The following is a 12,951-nucleotide window of genomic DNA, read 5'->3' on the forward strand; positions in this document are numbered from 1 at the left end:
AGGCCCGCACTACGCCTTTTCCGAATCCAGAAGACCGAGCCGCTCGGCAGCGGACACCAGTTCGGCAAACGACAGTACCTGCATCTTTGTCATCACTTGGTGGCGGTGCGCTTTCACCGTACGTTCGGTCGTTCCAAGCTCATAGGCGATCTGCTTGTTGATTTTACCGCGTACGATCAGGTCGAACACCTGTCGTTCACGCCGCGACAAAGACGTCAAGCGAGAACGCAGCGAATCGAGCTTGCTCTGTTGGCTGCGCACCGCCTCCTGTTGAGCCATCGCGCGCTCAATCGCATCGATCAACTGTTCTGACGATACCGGCTTGGTCAGAAAATCCTCCGCGCCGGCCTTGATCGCACGGACCGTCGTCGCGGTATCGGCATGTCCGGTCAGGAAGACGATGGGCAGCGGCGACTGGCATTGGAGGAGCGAGGTTTGCAACTCCGGCCCGCTCAGGCCCGGAAGCTGCACATCAAGCAAGATACATCCCGGATGGCTGGACCCTGGCGGATCATCCAGTAGCTGCTGCGCGGACGCGTAGGTCACAACTTCATACCCGGCCAGTTTGAGTCGACGCTGGATCGCCATCCGGAAGGATGCGTCGTCGTCCACGACATAAACGAAGCCGGGCAAGTTTTTCTCCCTCGACGGGTACTTCAAATGCAGAAACCAGACGTGCCGTTAATGCCTGAGCAAAGCAGCCCGATTGGGATGCCACAACCGCGAACGGAGCGTCCGTTTTCGGCATATTGCCGCACCATCTGACAGACACTCTGACGGGTTCTCAATCCAGCGCGTCGAACCCTACCTGTACCTTGGTACAATGCACCTACAGACAATGGTTGAAAACCCCACTTATGACCTAAACAACCCTCGCGGGAAGCGGATTTTCGGCGGCTCCTTACTCCCGGCCATGGAAATATCGCGCCACCATCAGTTCGGGAGTTGGCCATGTTCGTTCGCACCGCTGCCGACGCCTCTTCGCCGCTTCATTCGCTCCGGGAGCTCGGGCTAAACACCGAGTCAAATCCAATCATCAGTTTAAACGAATTTACCTATAAGAAGGGCTCGGAAGTCTACGGCGAAAAGGAGGCCGCGGAGTACGTCTATCAGGTGAAGAAGGGTGCTGTGCGGAGCTACAAGCTCCTGTCGGACGGCCGACGCCAAATCGGCGCATTTCATCTTGCGGGTGACATCTTTGGGCTCGAGAACGGGGGCGTGCACCGATTCACGACCGAAGCGATCGTCGACACCACGGTTCGCCTGGTTAGGCGCCAAAGCCTCGAACTGGTTGCGCAGGACGACGCCGTGGTGGCTCGTAACCTGCTGAGCATGACCACGACCAACCTTCAGCATGCGGAAGACCATATGCTGCTGCTCGGCCGCAAGACGTCGCTGGAGCGGGTCGCAGCCTTCCTGATCGAGATGGACAAGCGGCTGACGGCCGCCGGGATCATGGCGCTGCCGATGTCGCGGCGCGATATCGCTGACTATCTCGGATTAACGCTGGAAACCGTATCCCGGGCACTTTCGCGGTTGCATGAGCTCGGTATCCTCGGCTTCATCGGAAATACCCAGCGCCAGATCGTGCTGCTGGACAGGCTGAAGCTCGCTAGCCTCGATCTCCAGAATTAGACTGGGGCGCCGCGATCGCCGCAAGATGCTCCACCGTCTTGCGCAGCACCTCGAAAAGAACTGCGGTTGACCAACCAAACATCAGGATGCCGTTCATCGCTGTCATGGGTCCCGTCAGCCGCCACCCCGCGGCGGGCGTGATGTCCCCATAGCCGAGCGTGGTGTAGTTCACGAAGGTGAAATATAGCAGATCGCTCCCCGAAGGCGCCGCGCCGACCGTCGCATAGGCGAGCGCCCAAATGAGAACCTCGACAGTGTGCGCAACCATCAAAATGACGGCAGTGGTGACCATCACGGCCATCAGGTGGGACCGGGGCCGCCCCGTGTGCTTCAATCCGGCAGTACGGGCGATGTCGATGGCCGCAACGGTCACCAGCGCGTGAATCATGATGTTGATCACGCTGATCAAGGTACCGAGCAGGAACTGGACCGCCATTGCGCACTCCTAGCGCGGACATCGAAGAAGTCGTCCGATGATCCGGCAAGCGCCGACCACCAAAGCTCTCTACGTTTGACTGCAACCCCGATCAAGCAGAACCGATCACGATGCCCCCTTTGATGCTGTCGCGCTGCTGTTCATCAGCAGCGCCAACGTGTGTCTCGCGATCATGAGATCCACGTCGGACGGCACGACGTAAACCGGAATGCGGCTCGCTGAAGACGATATCAGCTGCGATTGCCGCGCGTTCTGCGCCACATCAAGCTCGACACCGAGCCATGCGAGCCGCTCCGCCACGCGCAAACGGATCGACGCGGAGCTTTCGCCGATCCCGGCGGTGAAGACGAACGCATCGAGCCCCTGCAACGCAGCTGAGAGCATACCGGCGTTAAGCCCGACCCAGTGAACGAAATAGTCGATCGCGAATTTCGCGCTGACATCTTCACTTGCCTCGAGCTGACGGATATCGCCGCTGAGGCCCGAGAGGCCGTTCAGCCCGCAATCCCCGTGGAGAAACTCCTGCACCCTGGACGCCGCCATTCCCTTCTCCGAAATGAGATAGAGCACAACCCCCGCGTCGATCTGCCCTGGTCGCGCTTCCATCGGCCGTCCGTCAATCGCGGTGAAGCCCATGGTGCTCTCGACGCTCCGTCCTCCATGGAGGGCGCACATTGATGCCCCGCTCCCGAGATGCGCGACAATCACGCGTCCCATCGCGATTTTCGGCGCAACCCTGAGCAAGGTCTTCGCGATGTATTCGTAGGAGAGGCCATGAAATCCATAGCGCCGTACGCCCTCGGCATGAAGCCCACGAGGGATCGCGTAGTGATCGGCCACCGCAGCATGGGCTCGATGAAATGCGGTCTCGAAGCAGGCGACCTGCGGGAGCGTTGGGAAGTCAGTCAGGATCGATCGTATGGGCGCCAGATTATGCGGCAGATGAAGCGGCGCCAACGCGGTCATTCCTTCCAGGCGCGCCAGGATCCGATGATCAATCAGGACCGGCCGGTCATGCTCTGCACCGCCGTGAACGACGCGGTGCCCGATAGCAATGGGGCTGATATGAAGCTCATCCCGCAACCAGGTACCTGCAATGTTCAGTGCGGCCGGAATATCCGGCACTGCGTCGATCGGATAGGCGCGATTGGCAAGCGGATCGCCGCCGGCGCTGCTCGCTTGCAGTCGCGGGCAACGCCCGATCCCGTCGATCCGTCCCTTGATCTGTTGCCGCAGGCTTCCTTCTCCTTCGATCGAATAGATCCGGAACCTGAGGCGGGAAGAGCCGGCATCGATGACAAGGATAGTATCCATGGCACTCACGTCGCACTCGTCGGAGCATGTCGAAGCCCTGCATCAGCACCGGCGGCCACAGCAGCTGGACCAGGCGGGTCAGGCATTTCCACCACCACGTTCCGACCTCGTGGTTGTATCGCTTTACCTGAAAGGCTCGGTCGAATTGATATGGGTCAAAGCTCGATCGCCAGTTTCGCCGGCACGGCACGTTCGGTACGAATCCAGGCCACCGTCAGCTCCCAGACCACAGATAGGATGATAGGTCCGATGAAGAGGCCGATGATCCCATGGAAGAGGGTTCCTCCGATCACCCCGATCAGGATCACGAGCGCTGGCGTGGTCAGGCCGCGGCCCATGACAAGTGGTTTCAGGATGTTGTCGAGAACCGAAACGATCACGAAAAACACCGTCAGCAGGAGCGCGATCGGAAATTCCTTGTCGGTCCAGATCCAGATGATGACCGGCAGGATGACAATAGCGCCGCCTATTTGCACGATCGACAACAACAACACCGCAAATGCCAGCAGCCCCGCGCTGGCGATGCCGGCCAGCTTGAATCCGATGCCCGCCAGCAATGCCTGGATGATGGCGACGCCGATCACGCCTTGGGCCACAGCACGGATCGTGGCACCTGCCAGGTCGAGAAAGTGCTCGCTCTGGTCGGGCACGACGCGCGACAGAAAGCTGCGCCCCGCCCCCACGAGCTGAGGTCCATACGGAAACAGCACCCCGGCCACCGCCACCGACAGCAGAAACTTGACCGTACCTACCCCGGCATTGCCTGCAAATCCGAGCAGAGTCGCCGCGAATGGCTTCAGGTAGGGCACCACAGCGCGCAAGAGCGATCGGAGATTGGTCGTCGCTTGGTCCCAGAGATCGAAGAGCTGAGGGCCGATGACGGGCCAATCCTTGAGAGACTGCGGCGGCGAAGGCACGTGCAGTTCGCCAGCCGTCATTTGGGCGGCAAGATCGGTGATCCCGTCGACCGCGCCCATGCCCAGCCAGGTCGCGGGTCCGATCACAACAGCAAGATTGACGAGAGTAAGGATCGTTGCTGCAAGCTTCGGTCGGCCACCGAGAATGTCACTGAGGCGCCGAAACACCGGATTAAGGGCAGCGGCAAGCACGACACTCCAGGCCAATATGGGCACGAATGGGCGGACCAGGAGGAGCGCCCAGATGAGCAACAGCCCCAGCAACCCCAGCCGGATGAGAAGCTGGATGATCTCGTCTCCGGAGAATATCTGGCGGAGTGTTTTCACGGACTCGCCTTCAGCTCATGCCGCGCATGCTGAGGCGAACTAGCCCCCTGCTCTCGCTCAGCTGGCTTGATCCAGATCAAGCGTCGCGGCTCTCCTACAGCTGAAGTCCGGGCGGGTTCAGCTCACGCTTGGCCTCAAACACTGTAACGATCGCAACATTTCATATGCACGGTCATGCGGCCGGCGCGACGGAATCCCTCCCTCGCCGGTCAGTCGAGATTTCAACCAGGTGGAGGACATGATGAGGTTCATCAAAGGGGCATTTGCAGCAATTGTTACTGTCGCGAGCGCCATGATTTCCGTGCCCGAAAGCGAAGCAGCGCCTTTGCCCACCAATGTTGGCGCGATGAGAGCCACGCTTGATAACGACGTGGTGAAAGTGCGCTACGGAGGCTGGGGTTATCGCGGCGGATGGGGCGGAGGCTACCGCGGAGCGGGATTGGGCTATCGTGGCTTGGGGTATCGCGGCGTCGGATATGGCTACAGAGGTTACGGATCTAGAGGCTACCGTGGCTGGGGCGCCGGCGCAGTGGTCGCGGGGGCGGTCGTCGGTGGCGCGATCGCAAGCTCCGGCTACTATGGTGCATATCCCTACTACGGCGGCGGATACTCCTCTTACGGCGGAGGATACGGCTATGATTATTGTCCGCCCAGTGCCTACAGCGCCTACGGAAGCTATGGCGGTTATGGCGGCTACTACGCGAGGCGGAGCTACTATTCCGGCTGGTAGATTTGCCTCGGATTCTCTCGAGCACGCGCGCCTGGTGTCGCCGTGGCGCAACGCGCAATGGCAGCGCGAGCGCGATACCTTCATTGACCTGGATCAGCTCGCAGGCAGGAGCGCTGACATCGACTTGCGGTTTCGAACAGAGGAGGCGCATCGACTAACAGCTGCATTCATGACGACCGAGCTGGTTCTCGCGAGTCCTGAAAGCGCCAACGTCATTATATACTGCCAAAACGTGGACTATCCGGCGCATTGCGTCGCGAGGCCAGGCGTCGTCTTGGGAGTGCGTCCCGTCGCGCGCGCTGCCGCACGGGAAGCGGTGCGGCCCGGCACTCCGACCAACCGCGGCGGTCCGGTCGATCGCGCCGACAGGCGCTGACCGGCTTGCGCGGTACGGCCACAAAAATGAGGGCCGACATGACTGCCGGCCCCCTGAAGACGTCAGACCCTGGAGAGCTCAGTACCTTGCGACGACCGGGTTGGCCCCGCCGAAGCGGTAGTTGAAGCGCACGGTGAGCATATCGACGTCCTGGGTGATCCGGTCGTTCACAAAAGCGGCAAGGCGCGGATCGGCGACCGTGAACGAATTATTCCGGTGCCCCATGAACAGATGATCGTATTCGAGCCCCACCGACCAATTCGGGGTGAAGCCGTACTCGAATCCAACACCAATGACGCCACCCCAACGGGTCGCACTTTGCGCGGCGAGTTCGACGCCGGACGCAGTATCAAGGACGCTCAGCCGGTTGTCTGTCACCGCCGCGCCGCCCTTCACGTAGAGCAGTGACGCATTCCAGGCGTAGCCGATCTGGCCGGTGAAGAGGCCGATGGCGCTCGTTTTGGCGCGCGTGGAGAGCGTCGGATCGAACAGGCTGACGCGCTGGTTACTGAGATCCGCCCAATCGCCCTGAGCCTCCAGACCAAACACCCACTGGCTGGCCTGCCAGCGATAGCCAAGCTGGCCACCGATGACGCCACCGGATCGATCGCGGCAGCCGGAAGCGACGGCGACGCCGGCCGCGTCAAGGAAATCCACGCAGTTGTGGTTCTGCGCCCAGCCACCATTGCCGCCGATGTAGAACCCCGTCCAATTGTAGATCGGAATAATCGGTGCCGGAGGCGGCGCCTTCACGGCCATATCGGCAGCCATGGCGGGTCCCATGGCCAACGCCACCAGGCCAATTGTTGTCAGCAGAAGTCTTTTCATCATGCTCTCTCCTTGCCAGCCGCTTTTTGATTGCTCGAACGGCGGCTTGTTGCATTGCAATCATCCCCCAACTTCCAGCTGAAACTCTACGGGCGAGGCCGCAAACTCCACGTGCCAAAATGGCAACACTCAAGACATTTCGAACCAGGCTTCGGTTTGCCTCGCCCGCGGAGTCGAACGACTTGCGCCAGTATCCGAATTGGCCGAAAGGCAGCCGTCCGCTCCGAGTCACCTCCAGTCATCCGCATCAACCACCGTGATGGCCCGCCTATTTCTCCGGGTCGCGCTTGGCATCGGGGCCGGTAATCTCGTCGCCTCGGCCTTGCTCGATCCAGGACGGAATGTCGCTCGAGGGAATCAACCGTCGCGGCAAAAAGGGATTGAGCGTGCCTGCGAACACGATCAATCCCTCGTTGAATTTCTCTCGCGCGAAGGTCCGCGCCTCGGCTTCGCTCTCGAATGTGCGCGTTTCCCGGGGACTTCGCCGCTTCGGCAAGGTCCCGCGCTTGTGCACCTCGAACGTGACGTACCAGGTTTGCGGCATCCGCCAGCTTCCGGATCTCAATCAAGCGGACATCTGTCGGCAAATGAAGATCGGTAAGATCATGTGACGTCCTAGTTGCGCCGCTCTTCGCGGCGCTCCGTGCGCCCTGTCCGCCTTTCCTGACGGCGTTCAGTCTGGCCCCGTGCGCCGTTCCTGACGCCGCTCGTGGCGGGCTCCCCGCCTCTCCTGGCGTCGCTCCATGCCGATCGTCTGCGCCGGCGCTTCTGTTCCGAACAGGAACGTGCCGGATGTCGCCGATCCGAGTACAGCGGCCCATCCGAGCAACGAAAAAGCCTCGCGACGATCGACCCGTCCAGACCTTAACGTTTCACTCATGTCAGTTACTCCCGATCTTGAGGACGTTTGATTGGGCAATGCCTCGACGTGCGCTCGTTGACAGTATCATGGCGGGCGCCCCACTCCGAAGATGCGACCATCGGAGACGCTCACCAAACCTGGTTACCAAACCAACCGTACTGCGGCGGCCGCGCGACGAGCCGGATATTTTTTTCGATGTGCCTCCTCACAATTTTGTTTTGACGCTGCGGCTTCGCATCAGCCTTTGCCGACGAACGCGCTGGCGGTCGTTCGGCATCGAGCGGTCCGAGCTGAGCAAAGGCCTCGCGAACGCGCGTCAGTTGGAAGTCGGCGCCCGGCAGGGCGCCAAGCTCGACCTTGGCGATGTCGGTTGCGACAATCGTGGGCCGGCTCGTGTCGAGAACGACCCGCTCCGGCAATTTCCAATCGGAATGGATGCGGATGGTGGCGGAGCGCGCAGCTTCACCGCGTACGGCAGACCGATCCGGCACCAGGGCATCCGCAACGAAGAGCATCGCGAGCAACGTACCGCCGACATAGAACAGATATCGTGAGATGGGCATCGTCAGCGCCATTGCCGCCGCAGATCTCCGTCTGGCAAGCAACGGCCCACGGCGGCAGAATTGGCGCAGCAATGCAACCTGCATGGACGTGGCACCTAAATCGACCCGCCGTTGCGTCAGCTGCGGCGCGCCCCTGGTGAAGCACTTGCTGAGGCATGGCGGCACTTCGTCGGTAAGCGCATGCACGCTGCAGCAAGGCTAATGTTCACCGCGTCCGAACGCGGCTTCGCTTGAGCCAGATCAACGAATTGAATTGTCCCAAACGCGGCCTCGCGTAGTGCCGCACGGCTTGGTCAGTGTCAGTGACATGCCCTTTGGTACGATGGCCGGGAGGGCAATTGCAGAGATGCAGCAGGCAAGGCAGATTTCTCACCGCGTACATCGAGCTTCTGGCAGGAAGGGCCGATGATGAGCCAATTCGAACTGAGCTCGCGTGCAGCACTTTGCCGGCAGCTTGCAAGCGAGGATCCGGCAAACCAAACGGCCTGGATGGCCGAGGCAAGAAGCTGGTCACGCCTGGCGGCCGAGGCGCTTCCTGATGAGCACCGATGGAAAGGCGGTATCACCGCCCGGCTATTCTTCGCCTTCAACCAATTGGTCGCGGCGCAACACGAGCCTACGCCGGCAGAAATGATGAAGAGCAGATCCAAACGCGTTATGCCGTCTCGGAGCTTGTCACCGACGGCCTGACGCATTCGAGCGAGAAGCGTTCGCACGATGGCATACTTGGCTCAAGTGTGGAGAGAGCCGGCGCACCACGTGACAGCATGCTTTCCGATGCGACCCGGCGGGCTGCACTCGACGTCAAAGCGTCGTCATCCAGATTCCCTTAACGCGATCCGAACTTGACCCGGTAAAATCGAAGACGAAGCAGATGCGATTTGTTGAATCCCTTGATCTAAAGCAAGCCACGGCCCTGGTGCTGCGTTGGTCTTATGACGTTGAAGTTCATTTTTGGAGAAGGTCCATGAACTCAGCGAGCGCAAGGAAGATTGCCGCTGCCGTCGCCGTCCTCGTATGCGGCACGACGTTGTCCATCGGCTGGAACGACCAAGGCGGAATTTCGCTGCAGGTCGACAAGGCGCAAGCGGCGACGCGATTATACGTCACTCCCTATTATCGCGGTCACTACTACACGAATGACGGTCTGCCCTGGTACGCGGTGCGAGCCTATTATTTTACCGGACCGTGGAGCTACGGCTATAGCGGCTGGACCGACTATGCGGCGCGCAACGGCATCGGTTGCGTCCCAGGCTCGTTGGTGAAGGGCGGCGAAGGCATCATGTACGTGTGCCAATAGAGCTTTATGATGGCGCGATGGGCGGCGCTCATTAAGCCGCCTCTCGCGCTAATCTGCGCTTAGGAGGTGACGGCTGAGGGGAGGATACCATGACCTATGTTCTGGTCGTCATCGGCTGGCTTGACGTCGCGAATGGCGCCGTCATATCGACACAAGAATTTCAAGCGCAGAGCGTTGCGAAGCAGCCCGGACGGCGCTGATGGAATACGCGAAAGCGCGCAGCAGCGACGAGAAACTGAGGCCGCTCTGCATACAGAAGTAAAAAAGCGGCGAAAAGGGTGACGCATGTACCCGAACCCGACTGAATCGTTCTGGTGTTTCGCTTTCGCTTAACAGCTTCACGATTTCGACGGTTCCTTGATCTTGATCAATGGTCCGAGCGCCAGTCCGTGGAGCGATCCAAATTCACTCTCACAGGCGGAGACTATCATGAAGCGTGGTTTGGTCACAAAGCTATCACTCGCGGTTGCCGTGGTCGCCCTCGGAGTGTCCGGCTCGATCGACTGGTCGGCGGAGGAAGGCCTTTCGCTCTCGCTCGGCCGGGCTGAAGCACGAGTCGGGCGGCCCTTGACGCCCGTATCAGTCGCCGGCGTAGCACGGCGCACCACCAGGCGCGCGGTCGTCGGCGGCGCGGCAGTCGGTGCAGCCGCTGTCGGCACGGCATGTGTCCGCGTTCTGGTCAATGGCAGCTACGTCTGCCGCTGACAGCCCTCGTTGCCGGCTCCGCACATCGCATCCTGCCAGATAATTTTTTTTCGGCAGGATGTGCGGATCAGGTTTCGGAGCGCGATTGGCGTTGCCACGTGCGAGCGGCGATGTACCGACCAAATCCTCGTTGGCCACCTTAGATTTTTCAGTCTCCCAGCGGCCCTTTGGCGTCCCCGTCGCTCCCCTTCAGCAACTCGTACTTAATCCGCCGCATGCGTGCCTGGGCTTCGAGCGGCTTGCAATAGGCGGTTGACGCTGCGAGCAGATCGATGGTGGCGAGAAATGCATAGCGCGACGCCGTCGGCTTAAGCGCGTCTGGCGCTTCGGGCACGTGCACGCCAAGCGCAATATCGGCGATTGAAGCCAGCCTGCTTTGCGGCTTGGTGATTGCGACGACCAAGGCGCCGTATTGCTTGGCGATAGTGGCTGCCTCGATCACTTCGTTCGCCGCACCGGTGGTCGAGATGGCAACGACGACGTCATCCCGCCCGAAAGTCGCGGCGATCATGCGCATCAAGCTCGGATCGGAGGCATGCGAGACGGCGATCCCAAGACGAAAGAACCGGTTCTGAACTTCCGCCGCCGCAAGAGTGGAACCGCCCCCCACCCCGAACGCAGCAAGCTTCGAACAGCGGGAGATCGCTTCGGCAGCCCTCTCGATGTCGTCCTTGCGAAGTCCCTCCTCGGCAGCGGCAATTGCACGACGAATTTCCTGAAACACCGACCGCCAGAGCGCGGGGCGTGCCAGATCGGTCCCGAGATGCGGGGGAGGCTCAACGTAAATCCGCCCAACCGCCATTGCTTGAGCCAGCCTCACCTTGAGATCGCGGACGCCCCGGCAACCGACGGAGCGGCTGAACCGGGTTACCGTCGGCTCGCTGACGCGCGCCCGACGGGCCAACTCGGAATTGCTGGCGTGAACGGCAAATTCCATATCGGCCAGCAGCACCGTGGCAACGCGCTGCTCCGACGGGCTGAGGCTTGGAGCGCTCTGCCTGATGAGGGAGATGATGTCGCCGGCCACGACATTGTCGTCGCCCGGCGGCTTCGAGATCGCTGCACCAACGGCTCTCGCCGGATGATTTCGCTTTGCACGCGCCATTGCCTGCCCTTCCCCAGGTCAGATCCACCTGCGCCCTTGGCACTAAAGCTGCCGTAAGAAATCTTCAGCATCGACCAAACGTATATCGACATGCCCCATCAATAACAGCATTTTCCGCTTGATAATTGCCAAATTGTGTATGTAACTTTCAAACAAGCAATAGCGTGCCATCAGCTCAACAGCTGAAAGGCACATCCCCTGCACCGGGAAGCAGGCGGTCAGCAAGGCGGGAGGGCGATCATGAGATACGGTCCAAGTGTCTTGATGCGTGGCGTCGTGGGGCTGGCCACCGCGTCATTCTTGCTTGCACAGGCCAATGCCGCCACGCTGCTGCGCGAAGCCACCATCGGAGAACCGCCGCCGCTCGATGTCATGCTGACGACAGCCGACGTCGCATCGGTCATCGGCCGCCACATCTTCGAGACCCTGTATGCGCTGGATTCGACCTATACGCCGCGTCCGCTGCTGGCCGAGAGCGATCGCACGGAAGACGGCGGTCGGACCATCGTCATCAAGCTCCGCGAAGGTGTCCTCTTCCACAACGGCAAGGAGATGACCGCCAAGGACGTGGCCGCCTCGATGACGCGATGGGGCAGTTTCGGTGCCCGCGGCAAGCTCCTGATGGCGGCGGCTACGTCGGTCGAGGCCACCGGACAGTATGAAGTCACCCTGAAATTGTCCGCGCCGAACGGCGCCTGGAAGGCTCTCATTGCGGACGTCAATGGCGGTCTTGCGATCTATCCGGAAGACATAGCCGCCAAAGCGGGGAACCGGCCGATCGAGCAAAAGGACTATATCGGCACCGGGCCTTACAAGTTCGTGGAGTGGCGGCCGAACCGCTATGTCGAGGTGGAGAGGTTCGACGGCTACAAGCCGGTGAAGGAAAAGGGTGACGGCTTCGCCGGCGCCCGCGTTGCGAGCTTCGACAAGATCCGGTTCATTCCGGTGCCTGACGTCGGAACGCGCGTGAGCGGCGTGCAGGCGGGCGACTACGACTATGCGGAAATGATCTCCGGTGATCTGTACGAGTCCCTGAGCAAAGATCCATCGGTTCAGGTGCAGCGTACCAACGCGCCGATCTTCGGCCTGTTCTTCATGAACTCGAAGCAGGGAATCCTGAAGGACAATTACAAGCTCCGTCGCGCTATCCAGACCGCGCTGGATAAGTCGCAGGCGCTGCGCGTCGCCTTCGGTCCCAAGGACCTATGGACTGCCGAAGGATCGATCTTTCCAAACGGCACACCCTGGTACTCGAGCGAAGGCGTCTCCAATTACAGTGCGCACGACCCGAAGAAGGCCAAGGAGCTCGCAAAGGAGGCGGACTACACGGGGACGCCGATCCGCCTGCTGGTCTCGACGAACTACCAGGCACACTATGACGAAGCCTCCGTCTTCACCCGCCAGCTGGCCGACGCCGGGATCAATGTTCAGATGATGGTCGTCGATTGGGCGACCCTTCTGAAGATGCGCGGCCAGCCGGAACAATGGGACATCTTCGTCACCCACCATTCCTTCGCGCCCGACCCGCTGCTGCTCACGTTCTTGAATGCGAGCTATCCCGGCTGGTGGGACAGCCCCGAGATCGGCTCACTTAGAGCTGAGTTGATCAACACGACCGATCCAGCCGCGCGCAAGTCGACTTGGGGCAAGATCCAGTCGCTGATCTATGAGCAGGTACCGGTGATGAAAGTAGGCGATGCCTACACCTATGACATTGCTTCTCCCAAGCTCAAGGGGCTCAACCCAAACGGCCCCGTGTTCTGGAATGTGTCCACGAAATAAGGACGGGCAATGAGGCCGCGAAGACTGTCGAGCGCCGGCGCCGGCGCGCATCGTTGCAGCTGACCAGGCGC

15 protein-coding genes are annotated in these 12,951 nt (G+C 60.8%); 7 read left to right on the forward strand and 8 right to left on the reverse strand.

Features of this window, described 5'->3' with window-relative positions:
- Nucleotides 1–9 precede the first annotated feature (9 nt).
- Entirely contained in the window at nt 10–633 is a 624-nt protein-coding gene (locus IVB40_RS23265; protein ID WP_027569338.1) for a response regulator, read from the reverse strand.
- A gap of 318 nt (nt 634–951) precedes the next feature.
- Between IVB40_RS23265 and IVB40_RS23270 the strand changes: the two genes are divergently transcribed.
- Nucleotides 952–1,635 (forward strand): helix-turn-helix domain-containing protein, encoded by a 684-nt coding sequence (locus IVB40_RS23270; protein ID WP_247816445.1) that lies wholly within the window; start codon nt 952–954, stop codon nt 1,633–1,635.
- On the opposite strand, the gene IVB40_RS23275 is transcribed toward IVB40_RS23270, so the two are convergent.
- The 3 genes from IVB40_RS23275 to IVB40_RS23285 form a co-directional block, all read right to left on the reverse strand.
- Nucleotides 1,613–2,071, reverse strand: coding sequence for a potassium channel family protein (locus IVB40_RS23275; protein ID WP_247816446.1), 459 nt, complete (start codon nt 2,069–2,071; stop codon nt 1,613–1,615). The genes IVB40_RS23270 and IVB40_RS23275 overlap by 23 nt on opposite strands.
- Nucleotides 2,072–2,176: 105 nt before the next feature.
- Nucleotides 2,177–3,385, reverse strand: coding sequence for an acetate kinase (locus tag IVB40_RS23280; protein ID WP_247816447.1), 1,209 nt, complete (start codon nt 3,383–3,385; stop codon nt 2,177–2,179).
- Nucleotides 3,386–3,540: 155 nt separating this feature from the next.
- Nucleotides 3,541–4,629, reverse strand: a complete 1,089-nt coding sequence (locus IVB40_RS23285; RefSeq protein WP_027569334.1) for an AI-2E family transporter — start codon at nt 4,627–4,629, stop codon at nt 3,541–3,543.
- A 346-nt stretch (nt 4,630–4,975) separates the two neighbouring features.
- Between IVB40_RS23285 and IVB40_RS23290 the strand changes: the two genes are divergently transcribed.
- Together IVB40_RS23290 and IVB40_RS23295 are read left to right on the forward strand one after the other, a co-directional pair.
- Nucleotides 4,976–5,359: a hypothetical protein gene (locus IVB40_RS23290; protein WP_247816448.1), complete on the forward strand. Its 384-nt coding sequence runs from the start codon at nt 4,976–4,978 to the stop codon at nt 5,357–5,359.
- Nucleotides 5,360–5,528: 169 nt separating this feature from the next.
- The gene (locus IVB40_RS23295) at nt 5,529–5,735 is read left to right on the forward strand and encodes a hypothetical protein (protein ID WP_081747942.1); all 207 of its coding nucleotides are present in this window, start codon (nt 5,529–5,531) and stop codon (nt 5,733–5,735) included.
- 78 nt (nt 5,736–5,813) lie between these two features.
- Here IVB40_RS23295 and IVB40_RS23300 read toward each other — a convergent pair whose 3' ends face one another.
- The 3 genes from IVB40_RS23300 to IVB40_RS23310 form a co-directional block, all read right to left on the reverse strand.
- Nucleotides 5,814–6,566, reverse strand: coding sequence for an outer membrane beta-barrel protein (locus IVB40_RS23300; protein ID WP_035962339.1), 753 nt, complete (start codon nt 6,564–6,566; stop codon nt 5,814–5,816).
- Between the two features lie 265 nt (nt 6,567–6,831).
- A complete protein-coding gene (locus IVB40_RS23305) occupies nt 6,832–7,107 on the reverse strand; it encodes a hypothetical protein (RefSeq protein WP_027569331.1) in 276 nt (91 codons plus the stop codon).
- Nucleotides 7,108–7,553: 446 nt separating this feature from the next.
- A complete protein-coding gene (locus IVB40_RS23310; RefSeq protein ID WP_247816449.1) occupies nt 7,554–8,000 on the reverse strand; it encodes a hypothetical protein in 447 nt (148 codons plus the stop codon).
- 393 nt (nt 8,001–8,393) lie between these two features.
- On the opposite strand from IVB40_RS23310, the gene IVB40_RS23315 reads away from it, so the two are divergent.
- The 3 genes from IVB40_RS23315 to IVB40_RS23325 all read left to right on the forward strand — a co-directional run bounded on the left by IVB40_RS23315 (nt 8,394) and on the right by IVB40_RS23325 (nt 9,993).
- A complete protein-coding gene (locus IVB40_RS23315) occupies nt 8,394–8,678 on the forward strand; it encodes a hypothetical protein (RefSeq protein ID WP_247816450.1) in 285 nt (94 codons plus the stop codon).
- 277 nt (nt 8,679–8,955) lie between these two features.
- On the forward strand, nt 8,956–9,288 hold the full coding sequence (locus tag IVB40_RS23320) for a hypothetical protein (RefSeq protein ID WP_247816451.1): 333 nt from the start codon (nt 8,956–8,958) through the stop codon (nt 9,286–9,288).
- Nucleotides 9,289–9,717: 429 nt separating this feature from the next.
- Nucleotides 9,718–9,993: a hypothetical protein gene (locus tag IVB40_RS23325; protein ID WP_027569328.1), complete on the forward strand. Its 276-nt coding sequence runs from the start codon at nt 9,718–9,720 to the stop codon at nt 9,991–9,993.
- Between the two features lie 148 nt (nt 9,994–10,141).
- Here IVB40_RS23325 and IVB40_RS23330 read toward each other — a convergent pair whose 3' ends face one another.
- Entirely contained in the window at nt 10,142–11,098 is a 957-nt protein-coding gene (locus tag IVB40_RS23330) for a MurR/RpiR family transcriptional regulator (RefSeq protein WP_247816452.1), read from the reverse strand.
- Between the two features lie 240 nt (nt 11,099–11,338).
- Between IVB40_RS23330 and IVB40_RS23335 the strand changes: the two genes are divergently transcribed.
- The gene (locus IVB40_RS23335) at nt 11,339–12,880 is read left to right on the forward strand and encodes an ABC transporter substrate-binding protein (protein WP_247359662.1); all 1,542 of its coding nucleotides are present in this window, start codon (nt 11,339–11,341) and stop codon (nt 12,878–12,880) included.
- Nucleotides 12,881–12,951: the final 71 nt, after the last annotated feature.

The sequence above is a fragment of the Bradyrhizobium sp. 40 genome (assembly GCF_023100925.1).
GTDB lineage: Bacteria > Pseudomonadota > Alphaproteobacteria > Rhizobiales > Xanthobacteraceae > Bradyrhizobium.